Raw genomic sequence first — 22,593 nt, 5'->3', positions numbered from 1 at the left:
ACTCACTGGCGGGCACGTCCCGCCGCCAGCTCCCGCTTCTAGCGATCCGGGGGCTTCCCAATTTCCTCATTATCCACCAGAATGAAGCGCAAGTTTGAACATCCCGTCGATCAGAACCCTGAAGGCACGGCACGTGCGTGGCGCAGCCAGGGGCAACTCAAGGACACCCCTGAGTTTCGTGAGTGGCTGGAACGCGAGTTCCCTGCAGGTGCGGCGGAGATGGACTCCCAGGAAGACGCCGAGCTTTCGCGTCGTGGGTTCCTCAAGTTCATGGGCGCATCGACCGCTCTGGCTGGATTCGGTATGGCATCGTGCCGCAAGCCGAAGAGCTTCCTCGTTCCTTACACCGACAGTGTGGAGTGGGTGGTTCCTGGCCGTCCGTTGCTTTATTCGACCGCACGCCCAGTGGGCAATGGTGCGGTACCAATGGTGATCACCACCCACGAAGGTCGTCCGACCAAAGTGGAAGGTAACCCACTTCACCCGAACTCCGTTGGTGCGACCAACTCGTTCGATCAGGCGTCGATCCTCGACATGTACGATCCGGACCGTTCGTCCGCAGTGCTCGTCGATGGTCAGCCTGCTGGTAAGGACGCAGCCGATCAGGCCAAGGCCGCATTGACCGCGGCTCTCGAAGCAAATGCCGGTAAGGGTGTTGCTCTCTTGGTCGGTCAGAATTCCTCGCCGACCCGCGCTCGTGCGATCGAGGCGCTCCAGTCGAAGTTCGGTGGACTTCAAGTTTTCGAATACGAAGCACTCGCTCGTACCAACCGCGAAGCCGCCGATGAGCTCAGCGGTGCTGGGGTCCGTCAGGTGGTGAACCTGCGCAACGCCAAGCGCGTTCTTTCCCTCGATAGCGATTTCCTCGGAGTCGATTGCCCGGACAACCGCACCGAAAGCGATTTCGCCGCAGCCCGCAAGCCGGAGCAAGGCGATGACAACACAGCCAAGACCAAGGACGACACGCTTCGTCTCTACCTCGCCGAGCCTGCTTACAGCGTGACCGGCGGAATGGCTGATCACCGTGTGCGTGTGGCTGCCGGCCGCATCCCTGCGTTCGCTGCTGCGGTCGCCAAGGAGCTCGGACTTAACATCACGGTCGACGTTCCTGCCGGTGAGTTCGATCCACGCTGGATCAAGGAAGCCGCAGCTGACCTCAAGAAAAACGGCTCCAAGTCGGTCGTTCTCGTGGGTGAGCGCCAACCAAAGGTGGTGCACGTCCTCGCCGACGCTATCAATCGCTTCCTCGGGTCGGTTGGTTCCGACGAGAATGCAGTGGTCCAGCTCGTTCAGACTCCTGCCAACGAGTACGGCACACTTGCCGACCTCAAGGCCGCTGTGGAAGGCGGTGAAGTGACCACACTTCTCGCAACCACCCCTGCAGACCCTGCTTACGACACTGCTGGTGACTTCGACTGGGCTGGCCTCCGCAACAAGCTTTCGCTCTTCGTTCACAATGGCACCCGCGTTAACGCGACGGCTGTCAGCGCGAACTTCCACATCCCTGGCACCCATTACTTGGAGAACTGGGGTGATGTTTACGACAACCGCGGTGTTTACTCGGTCGTCCAGCCGATGATCCTTCCGCTTTACGATGCGGCGGTCAGCGAGCTGAACCTACTTTTGGAACTCGCTGGTGAGTTCTCCGCAGAGAACCCGGACGCAGATCCTGCGCTCGATGCCGTCCGCAAGACGCTCGTTGAAATGGGTGTCCCAGCCGCGGATCTAGACAACACCTGGGCGAAGATCCTCCGCGATGGTTTCCTCAAGGGCTCGAAGTTCCCGGCAGCAACCGGTACGGCGATGGGCAACGTGAAGGATGACGAGCTCAAGGCTGCAATGCTGCCAGCGGCGTCACCTGAGTCCCTCGAGTTGGCATTCACCGCTGACTACAGCGTGTGGGACGGCCGTTTCATCAACAACGGATGGCTTCAGGAAGCTCCGGATCCAGTGAGCAAGCTTACGTGGGACAACGCTGCGTTGATCGCTCCTAAGACCGCAGCTGCTCTCGGAATCGCCGATGACTACGATGATTCAAAGCAGCAGGTGCCAATGGTGGAAATCACCACTCCAAGCGGTGCCAAGATCACGACCGCCCTTTTGATCGCATCGGGTCACGCTGAAAACGTTGTCACGCTCAAGCTCGGCTACGGCCAGTGCCCAGAGGCAGCCAAGGGTGAGACCCCGGCGCTTCCAATGCGCGTGGGTGAGGGGACTGGCTTCAACGTCAACCCACTCCGTTCCGGTGAGTCGTTCATCCTCGGTGGTGCCAATCTCACCAAGCTGGAAGACACCTACACCGTCGCTCTCACCCAGGAGCACAGCACCATGTCTGGTCGTGCCTTGGTCCGTGAGGGCACGCTCGACAACCAGAAAGAATTTGAGAAGCACCCAACCAACAAGGTTGGCTTTGCTTACAACCACGGGATGGACGGTCACATCCCTGAGAACATCTCTCTTTACAAGCCGAACGACGCCAGCGGCAAGCCGCTCTTGAACGATGAGCTCCACCAGTGGGGCATGGTCATCGACCTCAACAGCTGCACCGGATGTACCGCGTGCTTGGTTGCATGCCAGTCGGAAAACAACATCCCGATCGTCGGTAAGGAGCAAGTCCGCCGCGGCCGTGAGATGCACTGGATCCGCATGGACCGTTACTTCGTTGACCGCGCCACCAACCACGGTGAGATGGCGGACGAAGACAACCCGGCGATGCTTGTCCAGCCGGTTGCATGTGTCCACTGTGAGTCCGCTCCATGTGAGACCGTTTGCCCGGTGAACGCGACCGTCCACTCGGAAGAGGGGATGAACCTGATGGCGTACAACCGCTGCATCGGTACCCGTTACTGCGCGAACAACTGCCCATACAAGGCACGTCGCTTCAACTACTTCGACTACAACAAGCGCCCACTCGACCAGCTCTACAGCGGCCCGCTTTCCGACAAGGATCGCACCGGCAAGCCAGAGTCCGAGAAGCTTGGTAAGAACCCGAACGTGTCGGTCCGCATGCGTGGTGTGATTGAGAAGTGCACCTACTGCATCCAGCGCACCCAGCTCGCCAAGATCGAGAAGACCTCGATCCGCCGCGACAAGGCACTGGTCACCGGCAAGCCGTCGGACACACTCAGTGTCAGCGCCGACGACCTGCGCGTCGACTCGAACAAACTCAAGACCGCGTGTCAGCAGGCCTGCCCATCGGAGGCAATCGTCTTCGGCAACCTGCTTGATCCAAAGTCCCGCTTGCACCAGTTCAAGCAGCTCGAGAACGACGAGCCAGGTGGTGAGATCATCCTCAAGCACCCACGTTCGTACGACCTGCTGCGCTACATCGGCACCCGTCCACGCACCAACTACCTGGCGCGTGTCCGCAACCCGAACAAGCTCATGCCTGACGCCAAGTTCATCGGCAACGCAACGGTCAGCATTCACTAATCCGTCAGATTCCCACCCTTGACCGGCCGGTGTCCCAAAGCACCGGCCAATCATCCCATCCCTTACAGCCAGTCAGATCATGGCAGACGCAACCACCGCCAAATCTTCAGCTACCGCAAGCGCCGGGCAACCTCAGCTCGAGGTGCTCGAACGCGAGGAACTGATCCTCAACAACCGCAGCTACGCATGGATCACCGACCGCATCTGCGGCATCGTTGAAAACCGCATGCCACTGCTGTGGTGGATCATCTTCATTCCATCCGCAATCATCGCGCTTCTCGGCGTGGGCGGTGGTCTGACCTACCTCGTTTCCACCGGTGTCGGTGTCTGGGGCAACAACAACTCGCTGATGTGGGGATGGCCGATCGTGAACTTCGTGTTCTGGATTGGTATCGGTCACGCGGGAACGCTGATTTCAGCGATTCTTTTCCTAACGCGTCAGAACTGGCGAACCTCGATTAACCGTGCTGCGGAAGCGATGACCATTTTCGCGGTGTGCTGCGCGGGTATCTTCCCGGCATTCCACGTGGGCCGTGTCTGGATGGCTTGGTTCCTGGCTCCGATTCCAAACGCGAACGCCATCTGGCAGAACTTCAAGTCGCCGCTTCTTTGGGACGTGTTCGCGGTTTCGACTTACTTCACCGTATCCTTGATCTTCTGGTACATCGGCATGGTGCCTGACCTGGCGTCGATCCGTGACCGTGCGAAGAACAAGTTCCGCAAGTTCGCCTACGGCGTGCTCGCTCTGGGATGGCGCGGTGGCAACCGCCAGTGGCGCCACTACGAGATGTGCTACCTGCTCCTCGCAGCTCTCTCGACCCCACTCGTGCTTTCGGTGCACACCATCGTTTCCTTCGACTTCGCAACGTCGGTTGTGCCGGGCTGGCACACCACCATCTTCCCACCATACTTCGTGGCGGGTGCGATCTTCGGTGGATTCGCCATGGTGCTTACCATGATGGTGCCAGCTCGTAAGATCTTCGGTCTTGAGGACCTGATCACGATGAAGCACATCGACAACATGGCCAAGATCATCGCCTTCACCGGATGCTTGGTTGGTTACGCCTACCTGATGGAGCTCTTCATCGCCTGGTACGGTCAGAACAAGTTCGAGTGGGCCGCATTCGCCAAGCGTATCGGTGCCGACGAAGACAGCCCATACGCATGGTCCTACTTCGTGATGATGTTCTGCAACGTGGTCTCGCCTCAGTTCTTCTGGTTCGAGAAGTGCCGTAAGAACCTCTGGGTCGTCATGGGCGTGGCAATGCTCGTCAACATCGGCATGTGGTTCGAGCGTTTCGTGATCATCGTGACCACCCTGGCCCGCATGTGGTTCCCAGGTGACTGGCAGTACTACTCGGCATCGCCGGTCGACGTCATGACCTTCGTCGGAACCATCGGTATGTTCCTCGCCTTGTTCATGCTTTTCCTCCGCTTCCTCCCATGTGTGAACATCGCGGAAGTGAAGTGGACACTCCTCTCGTCGAACGTCCACCACGACGAAATGGAAGAAGCCAAGAAAGCCGCAGGCGCCAAGTGCTACGAGGCCGATGGCGAAGTCATCACCGGCAAGCGCACTGGAGGTAACTGCTAATCCCAAGCGGACACGGAACCCATCAATCTCGATTCAAACACACAGATCTCGTGAAGACAGGAATCAAAAAAGTCTACGGCTACCTCGCCCGCTTCGAAACTCCGACCGACCTCTACAAGGCGGCTGCCAAAGTGCGCGACAAGGGCTTCAAAAAGTGGGACGCCTACTCGTCCTTCCCAATCCACGGCATGGATGCCGCGATGGGACTCGGCCGCTCGAAGCTGCCATTCTTCGTGTTCTTCGGTGGTATGACCGGAACGCTTACCGCTCTGGCACTCCAGTTCGGCACCCAGGTGGCGCTTTACCCGACCATCGTGCAGGCCAAGCCGACCAACTTGTTCACGATTCCGGCGTATTTCCCGGTGACCTTCGAGTTGACCGTTCTATTCTCCGCTTTCACCACGTTGTTCGGAATGTTGGCACTCAGCCAGCTGCCACGAATGAACCACCCACTCTTTGAGTCGGAGCAGTTCAAGCGCGTGACCGACGACGGCTTCTTCATCGCTATCGAAGCGCGTGACCCGCGATTCAACCGCGAGCAAACCCGCGAGTTCCTCTCTGAGATCGGTGGCTCCGATATCGAGCTCGTCGAAGAGCAGCTTTCCTAATCCACCCGGCGCAGACGCCTCCTTTCACACGATTTTCCACAACTCACGCAACGATTCATGCGCTACATTTTTCTAGCATTCATCCTCGTCGCTCTGTCGGCTGTCGGTGTCCTCGGATTCCGCGGTCAGATCATGGAGTACTCGCCGATCCAGGTGTTCAACGACATGGACCAGCAGGCCAAAGTGAAGGCCCAGAAGGACAACAAGTTCTTCGCTGACGGCCGCGGTGCCCGTCTTCCAGTCGACGCCACAGTGCCAATGGGCTACCACCTTCCGGACGAACTCGCCGCAGACGGTGCCATCCAGCAGCGCGCGTTCTCGACCACCGAGAAGAACTACTACACCACCGGTAAGATCGGTACTGACTACGGAACCGGCATGCCAGAGGAACTCGGGCTCACCGCTGAGAACGTGGACGCCTTCCTTCGCCTCGGTGAAGAGCAGTACGGTATCTACTGCGCCATCTGCCACAGCCCAACCGGCGACGGCCAGGGCATGATTGCCAAGCGTGGCTGGGCCGCGATTGCCAACCTGCACCAGGTTGCATTCTCCGCTGACGAATATGCCGATGGTCGCGTTTACGAAACCATCACCAATGGCAAGGGCCTCATGAAGTCCTACGCCGACAAGCTCACCATCCGTGAGCGCTGGGCCGTCGTCGCTTACGTCCGCGCCCTCCAGAACGTCAACGCCGGTGTCTCGATCGACACACCGGGCCTCAAGTCGGCCGTCGAAGCCGACCTCGCCACCTCGGCTGCCGCAGCCGAGTAAGTCCTCACTCTCCAACGTCTCTCAATCTCTCCACTCCAATGGCAGGTCACATCAATCTGAAAGAACTTCCGCTCAACGGTGAGCGCTTCGACTTCAGCAAGGTTTCGCGTTTGGCGACCGGATTGCTGGCAGTTGGCGGCATCGGTTTGGTCGCCAGCTTGTTCTTCTTGTTCAACGAAGGCACGCAGAAGGCATTCTCCTTCTCGTGGTTGCTCGGCACGTTCTTCTTCTTCACCATCGCGGTGGGAGGTGTTTTCTGGACGCTGCTCCACCACGCCACCAACTCGGGGTGGGGGATTGCTGTCCGCCGCGTGTTCGAAAAGGTCGGTCTCGTGATCCCGGTCGTGGGTATCCTGATGATCCCATTGTTCACCATCACCCCGGTAAAGCACACCCTGTGGCACTGGACTGAAATCGAAGACCGTTTGGGAGCCAAGGCCGAGCAGCCTGAGGTGATCGCGGAATTCGAAGCCAAGCACAACGCGCACGTTGCCGAGTTCGCCGCCATCAAGGCATCTGCTGAAGCCGCTGGCAACACCGCGGAAGCCGAGCTCGCACAGAAAGAGATCGAGAACCTCGGTGATTTCGATGCCTCGAAGATCAAAGGTAAGCTCATCAAAAAAGAGGACCCAATCCTCTACGGCAAGAAGGGCTACCTCAACCAGACCTTCTGGTACATCCGCTACGTCGCGTTCTTCGTGCTGCTCACCTACGTCATCCGCCAGATGCGCAAGTGGTCGGTTCGTCAGGACAGCGAAGGTGGCGTCAAGCTGACCTTCCGTATGCGCCGCGCCGCCTGTGGTTTCATGATCATCTTCGCCCTCGCGATGACCTTCGTCGCTCTCGACATGGTGATGGCGATCGACCACCACTGGTTCTCCACCATGTGGGGTGTGTATGTGTTCGCTGGCTCCGCATTGTCGGGCATGGCAACCATCATCCTGGCCACCACCTACATCCGTAGCAAAGGCTACATGAAGGGTGTCGTTTCCAGCGAGCACTACCATGTGATGGGCAAGCTCATGTTCGCGTTCGTGGTCTTCTGGGCCTACATCACTTTCTCCCAGTTCTTCCTGATCTGGTACGCAAACATCACCGAGGAAACCAAGTACTTCCTCATCCGTAACACGGAGTTCTGGAACTACTTCTCGATCGCGCTCGTGGTGCTTCACTTCATCGTGCCATTCGTGATCCTCCTCCAGTCGTGGCTCAAGCGTAAGCCGGCATGGCTCTCGTCGATGGCGGTGTACATCCTCCTCGTCCACCTGCTCGACGTCTACCTGATGATCATCCCAATGCGTGGGCCACTGGTCGCTCACAATTACTTCTACCAGGGTGGGGTGCTTTACGACCTGCTCGCTGTGGTGACCGTCGGTTGCCTTGTGGTTGGCGCGTTCCTCTTCTCGTTGCGCAAGGACAGCTTGTTCCCATGCCGCGACCCACGCCTCCTCGAGTCGATCAACCTGCACAACTAAGCCAGCTTCGACTCTCTGTCCCTTCATCGTTTCGACTCCAATTCTTTCTCACCCGATCCAATGACCGAATCATCCGCCAGCAAGCCGATCCATCCGATCGCCGCCTTCGTTTTGGGCATCGCCGGATTCCTGTCCTTCGCCGCCCTCGCCATCGTTGCGTACTTCTTCTTCCGTGGTAGCACGGTCGACGACTACCTCAGCGAGCAGTCGGCGGTGCGTATCGCCGAGCGCGAGGCCATCGAGGCCAATGCCGCCCAGGTGATCGGTACCACCAAGTGGCTCGACGAAGGCAAGGGGTTGGTCCAGCCGGCAATGGGGGATTACCTCCCAGTGTTCGGTCAGCAGTTGCTCACCAGCAAGCCATCGGTTCACACCCCGGCCAGCGAAGCCGCAACCGTGGAAGAAGCTCCGGTTGCCGAGCCAGTGGCTCCTGTCGATGCCGAGCCTGCCACTGACGAGCAGCCTGCCGAAGAAGAAGCAGTTGCTGATGAAGCAGCCGCCCCTGCAGCGGATCAGACCGACGAGCCTGCCGCTACCGAAGAAGCCGCTGTTGAGAGCGCTGAAGAAGCCCCAGCTGCCGACCAGTAAGCCCGCCCCATTTTCCTTCCCCGACTTTCATTCGATTCTCCATTCACCATGAGTTCGTCCATCGCATCCGATCAAGATCTGACCAACCTCCGAGCCCAAATCGACCGCTCGGTGCGCTGGCCGGTTCTGTTGTTCTTCACCAGCGCCGGGTTCTGGTTCCTGGCGACCATCATCCTCGGGTTGATGTCGACCTGGACCTTGCTGTCTCCGGATGCCTTCGGTGATTGCCCTGCATTCAAATACGGACGTCTCCAGTCGGCCCACACGCTGGCCATGGTTTACGGTCTCGGGTTCAACCTGGCCTTCGGTGTGATCCTTTGGATGATGCACCGCTTGTGCCGTATGCCAATGAAGCACTCGTTGGTCCCGAACATTGCAGGTCACCTCTGGAACATCGCTCTGACCATCGGCATCTTCTGCGTTTTCGGCGGCATTGGCAGCGGTGTTGAATGGCTTGAGTTCCCTAAACAGGTCGGCCCTGCGTTGCTCGTAGCGTACATTGTGATCGCTCTGTGGGCATTTGTTCCATTCACCCAGCGTGACCAACCGCAGACCTTCGTGTCGCTCTGGTTCCTGGTGGCTGCGCTCTTCGCATTCCCAGCCTTGTTCCTCACTGCCAATGTGTTCATCCACATGGCACCAAGTGCTGCCGTGGTTTCGACCGCAGTGAACTACTGGTACATCGGTGGTGTGCAGTTCCTCTTCTTCCTGCCAATCGCAGCAGCTGCGGCATTCTACCTCATCCCTAAGGTGAGCGGTCGCCCGATCTTCTCGTACAGCTTGGCGCTCGCCTCGTTCTGGGCGCTGATCCTTCTCGGTGGCTGGACCGGTCTCCACCGTCTGCTCGGTGCTCCGCTTCCTGCCTGGATGCCTGCGGTTTCCGGTGCGGCTGGCATCGTGATCCTCATCCCTGCGTTGATGATTCTGGTCAACGTGCACGCCACCCTCGGTGCCCGCTTCCGCATGGTGAACTACAGCGCCACCCTGCGCTTCGCCTACGCCTCGATCGTGGCGCTCTTCCTTGCTGCCGTGCTCAACGCACTTGGCGGAATCCCAACCCTTTCGAAGTACGCTGGTCTCACCCAGGCGGTGCTTTCCACCCACGTGGCAGTGCTGCTCGGCGTGTTCACCATGGCCGGCTTCGGTGCCATCTACTTCATCGTGCCACGTCTTTGCGGTTGCGAATGGCCATCGGGTCGCTCGATCCGCTTCCACTTCTGGTTCACCGTTTACTCGATCCTGATCCTGGTGGTGACACTTGCAGTGGGCGGCTTCTGGCAGGGCAATGCAGAGTTCATGCTCTACGGATCCTGGAAGAAGATCGTCGACGCTGCCGAGCCATTCTACATCGGCCAGCTCATCGGTTGGACCATGTTGCTGATGGCGAACTTCTCGTTCGTTCTCAACCTCTGGGTCATGGTGTTCGGTCAAGGACGCCGCGCCGGTTCGCCAACCCTTCTCCACGAAGTGCACGAGCTCGACCAGCCTATGTTCGACGACCGCGCCAAAGAGAGCTCCAGCCAGGCATAAGCCCGATCTGATTCATTCCCTTTTCCTCCTCAACTTCTACTTTCCAGACCTGATCCACTATGTCCGTCCGCACATTCTATCTCGGATTGATCGCCGCTTTCGCACTGCCATGGGTATTCTTCGTGGCGCTGCCATACGGTGAGATTGGTAAACTCGACACCACACTCGTCGATGACGTTGACGGATCCGTTTATCCGGAAGTCCGTGCCGGCATGGTGGCCGCTGGTGCCCGTGTCTACGCCCAGGAGGGCTGCGTCCAGTGTCACTCGCAAATGATCCGCCCAACGTACGCCGGTCCTGACCGTTGGCGTGATGGCTGGGTCATCCCAGGCGAAGAACGCGAGACCGTGCCTCAGGACTATCACGGTGAAAAGTACGCCGCTCTCGGTGTGCAGCGCATCGGTCCAGACCTCTCGAACCTCTACATCCGTTACAACGGCGAAGATGCAAAGCAGCAGCTCATGCTTCACCTTTACAACCCACGCTCGGTTGCCGAATGGTCGAACATGCCATCGTACAAGCACTTGTTCGAGAAGCGTCGCATCCAGGGCCAGCAGTCGGCCGACGCGCTGCCTGTTGAAGTCGAGGAAGGCTACGAAGTGGTCCCAACCGACCGCGCAGAAGCTCTCGTGAGCTACCTCGTCAACTTGCGCAAGGACGCGCCAGTGGCTCCTGCCGCCGAAGAAGAGGAAGCCAAGTAATTCCGGCTCCGCGCCAATTCCCACCTATTTCTAGAATCTCGATCACCTACATCCAATGATGGGAGACTCATCCAACAAAGATCGCCAGACCGAAGCGGATTACCGCGAGGGCCAAGACATCCAGAAGCAGCACTCGATCACCGCTCGTGAGAAAGAGGAGCCAATCAGCGGCACCCATCCGGTCTCGCTCGCGCTCTTCCTCCTGTGCGCATTGATCCTGCTTTTCGGCGGTGCCTACTACGGTCAAATGACCGGCGGCTTCGACTTCACTAAGTACACTGCGGTTGGTTATGTGCCTGCTCCGGACCCACGTCTGGGTGGTAAGACCGTGGTCAAGCCATGGAGCGTCGAGCAGATGGACCTTGGTAAAAAGGTCTACGTCAGCTGCGGTGGTTGCCACAAATCCGGTGGTGAAGGGGACGCGGGTCAGAACATTCCACCACTCGCCAACTCGGAGTGGGTGACCGGAAGCACCGAACGTCTCGCCATGATCATCCTCAACGGTGTGAAGGGCCCGATCGAAGTGCACGGCAAAGTGTGGTCCGGCAACAACATGGCCTCCCAGGCCAGCGCCGTGCCTGATGCCGAGCGCCTCGCTGCTGTCATGAACTACGTCCGTAAGAGCTTCGGTAATGAGACCGATGACTGGGTCTCGGAAGAAATGGCACAAGCTGCCATGGACATCTCCGCAGAGCGTGCCGGTGCCCAGATGACCGCCGAGGAGCTCAACGCAAACCACGACAAGATGCTTCCTGGCGCTGCGGTTGACCCACAAACCGGTCAGCCTCTCGGTGCGGCACCAGCCGCCGAGGAAGCTCCGGCTGCTTAGTCATGAAATAATTCCGGGGGTGAATGACTCACCCCCGCATGAAATTTCCGATTGTTCGCCCCGGCACGATGACAACCCTCGCATCCATCACTCAGCGCGCATTCTCGAGTCGGGTTTCCCGTCTCGGGGGCGCGCTTTGCGCTGTGATGCTCGCCGCATCCTGCGGGGGAGGGAGTGGCGAGACCGTCGCCATCGCCGATGTCGATCTCGGCAACGATTTGCGTTCCGCCGACGTCATCGCCACGGCACCTGTGGTTCTCACCGGACGCGTAACCCTCGCCGGTGAGGTTCCAACTCCGGACTCGGAGTGGGACGTGCGCAATGACCGCTATTGCAGCAAGTACCAGCCGATCAAGACTCAGAACTGGTCGGTAGGGGAGAACAAGGCGCTCGCCGACGTGGTGATCGCAATTGTCGGGCAGTCCGGCGGATCGGTCGACCCACGTCCTGCCTTCATGGACCAGGCGGGTTGCTGCTACGACCCACACGTGGTCGCCGTCGCTGCTGGCGAGGGAGTCGTCTTTAAAAACTCCGACCAAACCTTCCACAACGTGCGCATCGATGCGCACAAGATGGGAACTTTCGATAAAGGTGCGAGCATCAAGAATTACGGCCAGCCCGCTGATTCGACGAATCTGCACAAATTTCCGGCCGCGGGTGTGTACCGCGTCGAGTGCGACCTGCACCGCTGGATGAGGAGCTGGGTCTATGTCCACGACTCCGGATTTTACGCCGTCTCCCAGGAGGACGGAACCTTTGCGATCCACGGAGAGTTGCCTGATGGCGACTACGAAGTGATCGCTTGGCACAGCCAGTTTGCTGAGCCATTGCGCAAGAGCCTGCGCATCACCGGGGGCTCCGCTGAGCTCGATTTCGAGTTCGATGCATCACAGGCCATGCTGCCTGCGCATCAAAACGGGTAAACTTTCCCGAGAGCGTACCTTGCGTCGCGCTTGATATTCTGCATAGTTCGATTCCTAGATTTACTTAGTCACGACGAGAAACTACCATGTCCGATTCGACTCATCACAAAACGGCTGACGCCGCGGATCACCACCATGACGACCACCACGTCGGGTTTGTGCGAAAATACATTTTCTCCACCGACCACAAGTGGATCGGGATCCAATATGGCATCACCGCGATGCTCTTCATGTTGGTCGGATTCTTCCTCATGATGGTGATGCGCTGGAGCATCGCTTATCCCGACCAGGCACTGCCAGAATGGCTCACCTTCGTATTCGGTGAAGACTGGCTCAACCGCTGGATCCCTGTCGGTGAATCGACCGGCGGACGCGTCGTTGACGGCCAGCTCTACAATATGTTCGGTGCCATGCACGGAACGATCATGGTCTTCCTCGCCGTGGTGCCTCTCGGCTTCGGTGCCTTCGGTAACTACGTGACACCGCTCCAGATCGGTGCGCCGGACATGGCATTCCCGAAACTCAACATGATGAGCTACTGGATCTACCTCGCTGGTGGTCTGCTCATGTTCGCATCGTTCTTCCTTCCATCGGGCGCTGCCTCGACCGGTTGGACCTTCTACCCGCCGCTTGGCACCGTTCAGGAATACCACGTCGCCAACCAGTGGATGACTGGTCAGACCTGGTGGCTCCTCGGTATGGTGTTGCTCATCTCTTCGTCGCTCCTCGGATCGGTGAACGTGATCACCACCATCATCAACCTGCGCGCCAAGGGCATGACCTGGTTCCGCCTCCCATTCTTCGTGTGGGGCATGCTCGTCACCGCATTCCTTCTCCTGCTCGCCTTCCCACCACTTGAAGTGGCTGGTCTGATGCAGCTCTCGGACCGCGTCTTCGGCTCGTCGTTCTTCCTGCCATCCGGCCTCTCGGTGAACAACGAAGTGATGAACATCTCCGGCGGTGGTTCTCCATTGCTTTACCAGCACCTCTTCTGGTTCCTCGGTCACCCTGAGGTGTACGTTCTCCTCCTTCCTGCGATCTCGATCGTGGCGGAGATCATTCCGAACAACACCCGTAAGCCGCTCTGGGGCTACAAGAGCATGGTCTACGGTGCTCTCGTCCTCGGGTTCCTCTCGTTCATCGTTTGGGCGCACCACATGTACCTCACCGGTATGGGCAGCGCGATCTCGACCTTCTTCCAAACCACTACCGTGCTGATCTCGGTGCCGTCGGTCATCCTTTTGACCTCGCTCCTCATCTCGCTGTGGGGTGGATCGATCCGCTTCACCGTCCCAATGCTCTGGGCGTGCGCGTTCCTTCCGATGTTCGGATTCGGTGGTCTCACCGGTCTGCCACTCGCATTCAACCTGACCGACCTCTACCTTCACGACACCTACTACGTGATCGGCCACTTCCACTACGTGGTGGCTCCTGGTGTGATCTTCGGTCTCTTCGCCGGTATCTACTACTGGTACCCTAAGGCGACTGGCCGTCACATGAACACATTCCTCGGTCACTTGCACTTCTGGCCATCGCTTATCGCGATCAACGTCGTGTTCATGCCGATGATGATTCAGGGCATCGCAGGTTTCCACCGCCGCTGGTACAACGGTGGTATCTCCTACGAGCACACCGCTGACTACCTCTGGCTCAACGAGGTGATCTCATGGGCGGTCTGGGCACTGGCAATCTTCCAGCTCCCATTCATCATCAACTTCTTCTCGAGTGCCTTCGTGGGTAAAAAGGTGAAGTCCGACAACCCGTGGAACGCCACCACCCTCGAGTGGGCCACCCCAACGCCTCCGGGCCACGGCAACTTCGAGTTCGAGCCGGTCGTCTATCGCGGACCATACGAGTACTCCGTGCCAGGAGAAGACAAGGACTACTCACCTCAGTGGGAAGAGCCTAAATCGAACAAGAAGTAAGTCCCAACTCCCTAATTCCATTTCGCGTTCGACGCAGCCAATCACCGGCATGATTGCCAGATAACCGCCGACAACGCCTATCAACCCGACCAGGTTCTGGTTCCTCCCTCACTTCCATCATGGAAATTCCGTTCAACGTAAAACCTCGTCCTGACACCGGTCTCTACAACTCGAAGATCGGTATCTGGTTGTTCCTCGCCTCGGAGGTCATGCTCTTCGGTGGTCTGTTCTCCGGTTACATCTTCCTGCGTCTCGGCGCGGATTACCCGTGGCCTGACCAGATGCTCGACATCGGCTTGGGTCTTACCAACACGTTCGTCCTGATCTTCTCGTCGATCACCGTCGTGATGGCGCACGCCTCGCTGAAGCTCCGCCAGTTCGGTCGCTTCAAGTTGTACATGGCGATCACCATCCTCTGCGCGCTGGCGTTCTGCTGCATCAAGACTGTCGAGTACAAGGCCAAGTTCGGTCACATCTCGGCTGAGACCACCACCGGCGTGGTCTACGAGGGGCACGCATTCCACGACCCGAATGCCAAGGACGAAGATCACACCGATATCGTTTACAAGGGCACCAAAGCTGTGCTGCCTCTCGACGGCGGCGACGTGAGCTACCTCACCGACAGCCTCGGCGAAGGCTCGAAGCTCAAGCTCACCGTCAAAACTGTGGGCGATGTCGGCATCACGGTCAAAGACGGCAAGGTCGTTGCCAATGCGGGTGACAAGGTGACCGATCCTCTCGTCGCCAATGTGCTCAATGGCGAATCCCTGGACGCCCAGGAAGTCGAACTCGAGTTCACCGACTGGAAGCAGTTGGAGCAGTTGCTCGACGCCCAGCGCGATGTGCGTGAACGCCACCTCCGCGCTGAGAATGACCGCCGCGCATTGGCCGGAACCATCACCCGCCTCGAAGAAGAGGGCGTGACCAACATCGACCGCGAACTGGTCGACGCTCTGGAGAAGGCAAAGGCCGAAGCTCAGGTCCTCGGTTTGTTCTTCGCCGAGCGCACCACGCTCGTGCTCGACCCTGCCAACCCGAACCTCTCCGTGGATCTCGCCACCGTGCGTAACCGCGACACCGGCTGGACCGAGAAAGGCTTCGTCTTCAGCGATGGTACCACCGTCGAAGGTGAGTTCGTCGCCGACGAAAGTGAGCTGATCCTCAGCGTGGACGGTGTCGACCTGCGTGGTCTCTCGCCAGTTGCCAACGAGTACGATCGCGACGAAATGCTCGCCAAGATCGAAGCGTCCGGATTTGCCCAGGAGCAGCCATTCCTCTATGAGCAGTGGAAAAAGCAGTACGATGCTGCTCTTGAGAAGGAAGCCAATGGCGCACACCTCGTCGCCAAGCAGCTCTACTACCTCAAGCTCGGTCACGACCACGCGGAAGCCCACGGCGACCAGCAGTTCGATGACCACGGCCTCCCAGTCGTCGAGCTCGAGCGCAAGGACGTCATCTTCTCGTCCTACTTCACCCCGCGCTTGAACACATACTACGCCACCTACTTCCTGCTTACCGGTCTCCACGCTCTGCACGTGATCGGCGGCGCCATCGTTCTCGCTTACTTCCTCTTCACCGGCAAGAAGATGTACGAGCGGGATCCGGACCACCTCGCCAACCGAGTCGAAGTCGGCGGTCTGTTCTGGCACTTCGTGGACTTGGTGTGGATCTTCCTCTTCCCAGTTCTTTACCTCCTGTAATCCAATTTGGGCCCGTCCCTCGTATCTTTAATCTTCACATCTACTCCTATGGCAGAAAGTCCAGAAGCAGTTAAGAAGCACGTCAAAGCCTACATGATCGTGGGCGGCATTCTGATGGTGCTCACCGTGCTGACCGTTGCGGTTTCCAAGTACCACTTTGGTAGCCACGCGATGAACATCTTCGTCGGTCTGGTGATTGCGTCGGTCAAGGCCACCTGCGTGGCGGCGATCTTCATGCACCTCAATCATGAGAAGAAGCTGATTTATTTCTTCCTCGTGATTTCGGCGGTCTTCTTCGCCGCGGTGATGGCGCTTACCAACTGGCACTTCTTTGACATCCCTTGGACCAGTCTGAACCCGTAAGACCCACATCGAACCCACCGATCCCATGTCCCTTCGTCAATTCCATCTCTGCTTTATCATTTTCGTAGCCCTTTGCGCCTTCCTGTACGCGGCGTTCGTGTTCAGCGGCGGCTACGGCCCGGATGCTGCCGAGTGGATGACCGCAAGCGGTTGGATCGGTGCCATCGCCGGTGGCCTGCTGGTCGCCTACGGCATCGTATTCGCGCTCAAAATGCGCCGCTTTGCCGACTAAGCCGAACGTCCCGCCTCATTCTCCAAACCCAGACCCACATTCCTATGATGAACCTTACTCTGCTTCCGGATCTGCTCGCCTGCTTCACCTGCATGGGTGCCCCAGGCCACCAGCTGAATATCGCCGCTGGCAATGCCATTTTGTTCATGGTCGGAATCGTCGGTGTGGTCATGGCGGGACTCTTCGCAATGATCTTCAACCTCGTCCGTCGTGCCAAAAAGTACGGCGACCAGCACGACGCCCTCTAATCGCGGGCTTGCGCATCTCTCTACTCAAACCATTCACCTCGAATCACTGTGATTAACGAAGCCCTTGGTCTCCCGGAACTTGCCTCCGAACACGGTCAGCTTGTCGACCAGATGATGGAGCTCCTCAACTGGTTCATCGCCATCCTCCTCGTCGGATGGTCGACGTTCTTCGTCTTCTGCTTGTTCCGCTTCAACCGCAAAGCCAACCCGAAAGCCAGCTACATCGGCGTGCGCTCGCATGCGTCGTCGCACTTGGAAATCGGTGTGGTCCTCGTCGAAGCCATCCTCCTTCTCGGATTCGCATTCCGTCTCTGGGGCGAGCGTGTCGACAACTACCCAACCGGTGATGACACCGTCCGCGTGCGTGCCATTGGTTACCAGTTCGGCTGGGCGCTTCACTACCCAGGTCCGGACGGTAAGTTCGGGGAGTTCGACTTCAACAAAGTCTCCGGAGCATCGCCTGAAGCCCAGATCGGCCTCAGCCGTGAAGGCCACGGTGCCGATGACATCATCCGCGGTCAGCTGACCCTTCCAAAAGGACGCCCGGCGATCGTCTACGTCACCTCCAAGGACGTGATCCACAACTTCGCTATCAAATCGATGCGTATCGCTCAGGACGCCATCCCAGGCATGGAGGTTCCAATGTGGTTCACCCCGATCAAAGAGGGTGACTTCGACATCGTCTGTGGCCAGCTCTGCGGATCAGGTCACGCCGCAATGGCCGGTATCCTCACCGTCGTGCCGAACGAAAAGTTTGTGGCTGAGTTCGAAGGTGGCGGCAAAGAAGCCGCACCAGCAGCGACCACCGAGGTCGTCGCAACCGTCGGTAACTAAGACGCTCTGCTTTTTCCAATGCGCCCATCCAGCACTAGCCGGATGGGCGCATTTTTTTGTGCCGATTCCACACTCGGTGGGTGAAAGGGGAGCGTTGTGATGCTGGAGCTGTGGGAGTCTTCTTGTTAGTCGAATTCGATCCGAACTAAACTATGCGTGATGATCAACACGGATGGTATTTTTTCGGTCGGCTCAACATGCCGCACATTCGGCAGAAGTGCCCGGAGTCGAGTGTTTCAGTTCCTATCTACATCGACTTTCGTTGCCTCAGTCTGTGTCATTGCACTAGGCAACCAAGCCCACGCCGCGGATGATGCAGCTCCGCCAATGACGGCGGAGACCCTGCTAGAGAGTGTCGCCCACGCCACCGATCCTGAGAACCGGATCGAGAATGCAGAAAGCGTGACCTTCACGATCAAGGTGGTGCAGAGCACCCCTGGGAGTCCCGTGTTCTAGGAAACACGCCAGAAGTTCGTCTACGTGATGCCGGACCGGTTCTATTTGGAGCTTGAATCAGTCGAGCAGCCATCCGGTGAAACCCTCCATCGCTACCGCAAATACATCGACAGTGAGAGCCATTGGGAACAAGAGCAGGGGAACCTCATTTCAGATCGATCGACCCCGCGCGAATTGGCGGAAGCAAGGCAAACCTTCTTCGCCGCGCTAGGGTTGATTTCGCATGATCAGTTCGATTTAGTCGTGCTGGAGCCCGGCCTGCAAAACGTGAATGGAGCGCACTGTCACGTGGTGGTCGCACAAACAGGGGAGAGCAAACTCCGGATGTTCGTCGATCCAACTCAGTATAGGATCCGTCGCGTCGTCATCGACGCACCAGACGGCAAACAACAGTTCGAGATGACTGACTTCAAGACCTTCGACACCGTGACAATCGGCACAAAAGCCACCGGCAGCGGTCATGAGCGCACGATCGAAAACCTAGCCATCAACCAGCCGGTAGATCGCTCTCTGTTCGAGTTGCCATAGTTCTTCAGCGTAAGCAGATTTGCACAGCATACCCGGAGTCTGAGTAGTTCACGAATTGTTAATAAAGCGCTAGTGTTGCGCTTCACTCTTGAAGCCGACCAGAGACAATTTATGGATTTGATGGATTAACTTCATCCTGTACTGGCTCATTTTGTAACACTTTGACAACTACTGTCATCTTAGTGGCTTGAAAGTCGTCGCCGACAGCTTTCAGTTCTAGGGTTTCAATCGCTTCAGTTACTATAAACTTCCCATTCTCTGTGTAGCTTTGAGTCACTTTGATTTTTCCGAATGCTGATCCATCTTCACGTACATAACCTTCTAATATCTCATGCTCGTACTTGTAGTCTGGTCTTGCAGATAAGAATTGTAGTAAATAGTTTTTGTGATCCTTTCGACTTTGCACGAGTTGTTCTACTTGTCCATCAGGTCTAGTAAAATGAATCTTGAATGGATCGGTCATTAGGTTGACTGATTGATTGATTCTTCTATTGATGCAGTGATCCTTCATTGTGTCGAAGTATTGTCTGACTCTAGGATTAATTACTTCGGCAGTAAGAAATAATGAACTTAAGATGCTTAACAGGAAGAGTAGCGAGAAGTGTTTCATTTTAGGAGAACGTAAAAGGCCAGACAACCGCGCCTGGCAACGATGAAAGCCTACAGATCTTGCGAACAATCACCAGCGTTATCGCGGTTGGCTGCGCCGACTTGTTCGCTTTGCTTTTCGATGAAAACCTTCGCGACTCGATTAGTGATCTCTCTTGCATCGGCCTCGTAGAGTTCTTGGAACCCAAAGGGATAGCTTCCGGCGCGAACGTCCAAAAGGCCATCATCCAGCCAATACCATTCCATTAGGCATTCGGGGTAATCATTCGCGGAGCAGAGTTCAGAAATTTGGGAGACAAGCCGCACGTAGTCGCTGTCCTCCTCCAAGATCGCTTTGGCGAGGTGTACCGAGAAAATACGGATCGCCTCATCTTTCTGCGGCTCCCGAAGGTCCAATTCGGACTTCACTTTCGAAAAGTATTCTCCCAGTTCAAAAATCGAGTCGGCTTCGTCGAACCCTGCCAAGATCCGCAAAGAGTCTGAATCAAGACCGGCAACCATTGACTCAACGGCCCAGTCGACAATATCTTTCGTCTTGATCGTTCCCAGAACGCTCATCGCTAGTAAAACTTCCGTGGGAATCTTCATTTCTGTAGCGAACGTAAAAGGCCAGACAACCGCGACTGGCAACGATGAAAGCCTACAGATCTTGCGAACAACATCCAGCGTTATCGCGGTTGGCTGCGCCGGCTTGTTGTGCAACTCGATTCTCAGACGCGAGTAAGCCCGCGATCTAAGCAACGACAAATGCCAAAGCTAGCAATCCAACTCCGAAAAAGAGCAATAGTTCGGCCGCATTCTTTCGAGATGGTCGTCTGAAGCAATTTCGGAGTGCTCGTAAAATATCTGTAATGATCGAGAAGAAGCCCCCGAAAGCTATGAAATCAATGTCTGCAGCGGCCGAAGAATCATCGGATGTGCTCTGACGAATCATCATGCAAAGAGCGCCGATTGCCGCAAATGCACAGCCAGCCGTAATGAGCGCTATCTGCAAAGTAGTCATCAGGTATTAGCGGTGAGGTATTTTGGCACAACGTCTGAGTGGTGACACGGCGACGTCGAGCGTCCAGAGCGAAGCGAACTAGTGAGCTTGTCCGCCGTTGCCACCCACGGCTTGTTGGGCTTCTTGTTCCTCTTCGAGTGATTGGAGAAAGTCGATAGCCTCAGAGGCATTTCGTTGGTTCATAGAGCGGGCTTCTTCTAGCGGCGTCGCATAATCATCGACGGTCGTCCGAAGTCTGAAGTCTGCGCCGATCTCGTGAAGAATCTTGAGAGCTTCAACGTCGTTCCTCACTGCCGCCTGATGGGCTGGCGCATATCCATGAATTCCGATCTCGTTCACGTCCGCGCCCGCATCAATCAAGATCCTCATCATCTCATATTTGTCTTCATTGCTGCGCTCAATCACGCTGTGGAGCACGGAGTATCCATCATCGACCTCAATCGGGACAGAAGCCCCATGAGAAAGCATCCACGCTACGACTTCCGAGCTGCCACAGTCGATGGCGTTCGTGATCCAATGCCTGCCGATCAAGTCATCTTTGCCGCTCGGAAAATCGTCCCAACACTCTGCGAGTTCGGCCATCGCCTCGAAATCCGCTGTGCGAATTAGCTCCATGATAGCAAGGTAGTCGTGTTTCATTTTCTTGCCCAACGTTATAGGAATGGCGGCGCCGGTGGGAAGCCCCGAATTTAATCAGACGGCTTTCTCGGCGTCGCCATCTCCGACTTGTTCTGCTGTGTATTATTAAGAGCTTGGATCACCCAAAACGCACAGAATATCAGGACAGCTGCAACTGTGCCCACCAGGAAACCACGAGTCGCATCACCTCTCACAATGGTGTGATATAGAACATTGCCCGCGAATGACCCGAAGACTACCCACCATTGATTCGACGTGATTGTCGGAATGGTAGAGCTTGGATTCTCCGGCGGATCCCCGGGGGCAGATGCCGACTTGTCTGATAGAACCCGTGCCTTCGCTTCACGAAACTCTTCTTCCGTGAGGTCACCTCGATCTCGAAGTGTAACTAGCTTCTCGATGTCTTCGGTAAGGCTCATTTTTATTGCAGAACGTCCGAGCGCTGGCACCCGCTACTGGCAGCGCTGCGTCGGAACAAGGTTGAGGGTTGTAGTAAAAAGGATCATTTCGACTCGGGGCGAGTAGCGGGTTGTCCAGCCGCGCCTTGTTCGCTTTTCGATTTTGTTTCGTAGCCGCGTAGATCCAATGGAACTCCTTCGTATGATAGCCCCTTCGGAAATAGCGACTCAAGGGACAGGTGATAAATCACAACATAAGGCGATGAGATAGGATCTTCCTTATCAGTCTGAATCCATTGTGCGAACGGCATCTGCACTTTGATACCTGAGAGCTTGAACTCTCTGTAGGGCTCCTGCGCGGCTCCGTTCTCGATGTATGGAGTAATCTTCTCTTCAGAGGAGAATTCGCCTTTCAGGATTATGCCTTGATCCCAGATTATTCCTCTGGGGTCGACCTTAGGACTGATCGCCCCCCAAACGCCTTCATTGCTCAATAGTGAATCCAGTAGGAATTGAGCCTTGGGGTTCGATTCGTCTGCAAACTTGATCGTAGTTCTGTTGCCGGCACCATCAGAAACTTCACATGCCAACCCCGTGACTCCGACTGCCCGGTGAAATCGAAACTGCGCGTCTTCGGCATGGCAATCCGCCGTACTAATCTGGACGACGAATAATGTCAGCAGGAGAGACTTCATTTCTTTAGCGAACGTTAAAGGCCAGACAACCGCGCCTGGCAACTGTGGATAGGCTACAGATCCTGCGAACAATCACCAGCGTTATCGCGGTTGGCTGCGCCGACTTGTTCGGCCACTTGGATTCCTTTGATTGGCCGTGAGGTGCGACACTATCACAATAAATGCTCCAACGGCCCATGCGATCGCCGCTCCTCGCTCATAGCAGTTCAGTCCACCGCCTTGTTCGGCCTTTTCTTATAGGTGATGACCATCGGCACTTCCGCTGCGTCTACAGAAGTCTCGTCGAAATGGTAATGCGCTCCTTCTGACTCGCGCTCAGCAAGGTCCAGACAATATGCGGCAATCTGAATCAATCCCTCGCGATTAGCGAATATAGCAACTTCCTCACCCTTTGATCCTGTCCTCGCGATTTCTATGCATTGTTTCAACGGGTCTACCAGTTTCTCGAGGGTAGCGTTGATTTCAGGTAGTTTCATATCATTGCCGAACGTCGAAGGCCAGACAACCGCGCC

23 protein-coding genes are annotated in these 22,593 nt (G+C 56.9%); 17 read left to right on the top strand and 6 right to left on the bottom strand.

Annotation, left to right across the window (positions count from 1 at the left end; genetic code table 11):
• Window positions 1-81: 81 nt before the first annotated feature.
• The 17 genes from G3M56_RS12180 (at window position 82) to G3M56_RS12100 (ending at window position 18,737) form a co-directional block, all read left to right on the top strand.
• Window positions 82-3,432 carry a TAT-variant-translocated molybdopterin oxidoreductase gene (locus G3M56_RS12180; protein ID WP_164364378.1) on the top strand — a complete coding sequence of 1,117 codons (3,351 nt, stop codon included), beginning with the start codon at window positions 82-84 and terminating at the stop codon, window positions 3,430-3,432.
• A 79-nt stretch (window positions 3,433-3,511) separates the two neighbouring features.
• A complete protein-coding gene (gene nrfD / locus G3M56_RS12175; protein WP_164364380.1) occupies window positions 3,512-5,026 on the top strand; it encodes an NrfD/PsrC family molybdoenzyme membrane anchor subunit in 1,515 nt (504 codons plus the stop codon).
• 50 nt (window positions 5,027-5,076) lie between these two features.
• Complete coding sequence (locus tag G3M56_RS12170) at window positions 5,077-5,634, top strand: DUF3341 domain-containing protein (RefSeq protein WP_164364382.1); 558 nt, start codon at window positions 5,077-5,079, stop codon at window positions 5,632-5,634.
• 57 nt (window positions 5,635-5,691) lie between these two features.
• Entirely contained in the window at window positions 5,692-6,405 is a 714-nt protein-coding gene (locus tag G3M56_RS12165; RefSeq protein WP_164364384.1) for a c-type cytochrome, read from the top strand.
• A gap of 38 nt (window positions 6,406-6,443) precedes the next feature.
• The gene (locus tag G3M56_RS12160) at window positions 6,444-7,880 is read left to right on the top strand and encodes a hypothetical protein (RefSeq protein ID WP_164364386.1); all 1,437 of its coding nucleotides are present in this window, start codon (window positions 6,444-6,446) and stop codon (window positions 7,878-7,880) included.
• A gap of 60 nt (window positions 7,881-7,940) precedes the next feature.
• Complete coding sequence (locus G3M56_RS12155; RefSeq protein WP_164364389.1) at window positions 7,941-8,468, top strand: hypothetical protein; 528 nt, start codon at window positions 7,941-7,943, stop codon at window positions 8,466-8,468.
• Window positions 8,469-8,516: 48 nt separating this feature from the next.
• Entirely contained in the window at window positions 8,517-9,998 is a 1,482-nt protein-coding gene (locus G3M56_RS12150) for a cbb3-type cytochrome c oxidase subunit I (protein WP_164364391.1), read from the top strand.
• Between the two features lie 59 nt (window positions 9,999-10,057).
• Window positions 10,058-10,699, top strand: coding sequence for a cbb3-type cytochrome c oxidase subunit II (locus G3M56_RS12145; RefSeq protein WP_164364393.1), 642 nt, complete (start codon window positions 10,058-10,060; stop codon window positions 10,697-10,699).
• 55 nt (window positions 10,700-10,754) lie between these two features.
• Window positions 10,755-11,528 (top strand): c-type cytochrome, encoded by a 774-nt coding sequence (locus tag G3M56_RS12140; protein ID WP_235203437.1) that lies wholly within the window; start codon window positions 10,755-10,757, stop codon window positions 11,526-11,528.
• 38 nt (window positions 11,529-11,566) lie between these two features.
• Window positions 11,567-12,451 carry a cupredoxin domain-containing protein gene (locus tag G3M56_RS12135; RefSeq protein WP_164364398.1) on the top strand — a complete coding sequence of 295 codons (885 nt, stop codon included), beginning with the start codon at window positions 11,567-11,569 and terminating at the stop codon, window positions 12,449-12,451.
• Window positions 12,452-12,537: 86 nt separating this feature from the next.
• Window positions 12,538-14,376 (top strand): cytochrome c oxidase subunit I, encoded by a 1,839-nt coding sequence (locus tag G3M56_RS12130; protein ID WP_164364400.1) that lies wholly within the window; start codon window positions 12,538-12,540, stop codon window positions 14,374-14,376.
• Window positions 14,377-14,495: 119 nt separating this feature from the next.
• Window positions 14,496-16,076: a cytochrome c oxidase subunit 3 gene (locus G3M56_RS12125; RefSeq protein WP_235203436.1), complete on the top strand. Its 1,581-nt coding sequence runs from the start codon at window positions 14,496-14,498 to the stop codon at window positions 16,074-16,076.
• A 48-nt stretch (window positions 16,077-16,124) separates the two neighbouring features.
• Entirely contained in the window at window positions 16,125-16,439 is a 315-nt protein-coding gene (locus tag G3M56_RS12120) for a cytochrome C oxidase subunit IV family protein (protein ID WP_164364402.1), read from the top strand.
• A gap of 25 nt (window positions 16,440-16,464) precedes the next feature.
• Entirely contained in the window at window positions 16,465-16,671 is a 207-nt protein-coding gene (locus G3M56_RS12115) for a hypothetical protein (RefSeq protein WP_164364404.1), read from the top strand.
• A gap of 44 nt (window positions 16,672-16,715) precedes the next feature.
• On the top strand, window positions 16,716-16,919 hold the full coding sequence (locus G3M56_RS12110; RefSeq protein ID WP_164364406.1) for a hypothetical protein: 204 nt from the start codon (window positions 16,716-16,718) through the stop codon (window positions 16,917-16,919).
• 48 nt (window positions 16,920-16,967) lie between these two features.
• Window positions 16,968-17,753, top strand: coding sequence for a cytochrome c oxidase subunit II (locus G3M56_RS12105; RefSeq protein WP_164364408.1), 786 nt, complete (start codon window positions 16,968-16,970; stop codon window positions 17,751-17,753).
• A 483-nt stretch (window positions 17,754-18,236) separates the two neighbouring features.
• Window positions 18,237-18,737 (top strand): LolA-like protein, encoded by a 501-nt coding sequence (locus tag G3M56_RS12100; protein WP_164364410.1) that lies wholly within the window; start codon window positions 18,237-18,239, stop codon window positions 18,735-18,737.
• A 109-nt stretch (window positions 18,738-18,846) separates the two neighbouring features.
• Here G3M56_RS12100 and G3M56_RS12095 read toward each other — a convergent pair whose 3' ends face one another.
• The 6 genes from G3M56_RS12095 to G3M56_RS12075 all read right to left on the bottom strand — a co-directional run bounded on the left by G3M56_RS12095 (window position 18,847) and on the right by G3M56_RS12075 (window position 22,557).
• Complete coding sequence (locus G3M56_RS12095) at window positions 18,847-19,200, bottom strand: hypothetical protein (protein ID WP_164364412.1); 354 nt, start codon at window positions 19,198-19,200, stop codon at window positions 18,847-18,849.
• Window positions 19,201-19,397: 197 nt separating this feature from the next.
• Entirely contained in the window at window positions 19,398-19,934 is a 537-nt protein-coding gene (locus G3M56_RS12090; protein WP_164364414.1) for a hypothetical protein, read from the bottom strand.
• Window positions 19,935-20,427: 493 nt separating this feature from the next.
• Window positions 20,428-20,988 (bottom strand): ankyrin repeat domain-containing protein, encoded by a 561-nt coding sequence (locus G3M56_RS12085; RefSeq protein ID WP_235203435.1) that lies wholly within the window; start codon window positions 20,986-20,988, stop codon window positions 20,428-20,430.
• A 50-nt stretch (window positions 20,989-21,038) separates the two neighbouring features.
• Window positions 21,039-21,407 carry an SHOCT domain-containing protein gene (locus G3M56_RS14280; RefSeq protein ID WP_164364420.1) on the bottom strand — a complete coding sequence of 123 codons (369 nt, stop codon included), beginning with the start codon at window positions 21,405-21,407 and terminating at the stop codon, window positions 21,039-21,041.
• An 83-nt stretch (window positions 21,408-21,490) separates the two neighbouring features.
• Complete coding sequence (locus G3M56_RS12080; RefSeq protein WP_164364421.1) at window positions 21,491-22,081, bottom strand: hypothetical protein; 591 nt, start codon at window positions 22,079-22,081, stop codon at window positions 21,491-21,493.
• Window positions 22,082-22,287: 206 nt separating this feature from the next.
• Window positions 22,288-22,557 (bottom strand): Imm32 family immunity protein, encoded by a 270-nt coding sequence (locus G3M56_RS12075; RefSeq protein WP_164364422.1) that lies wholly within the window; start codon window positions 22,555-22,557, stop codon window positions 22,288-22,290.
• Window positions 22,558-22,593: the final 36 nt, after the last annotated feature.

The organism is Sulfuriroseicoccus oceanibius (assembly GCF_010681825.2).
GTDB classification, from domain to species: domain Bacteria; phylum Verrucomicrobiota; class Verrucomicrobiia; order Verrucomicrobiales; family SLCJ01; genus Sulfuriroseicoccus; species Sulfuriroseicoccus oceanibius.
This window is presented reverse-complemented; position numbering and strand designations above follow the sequence as displayed.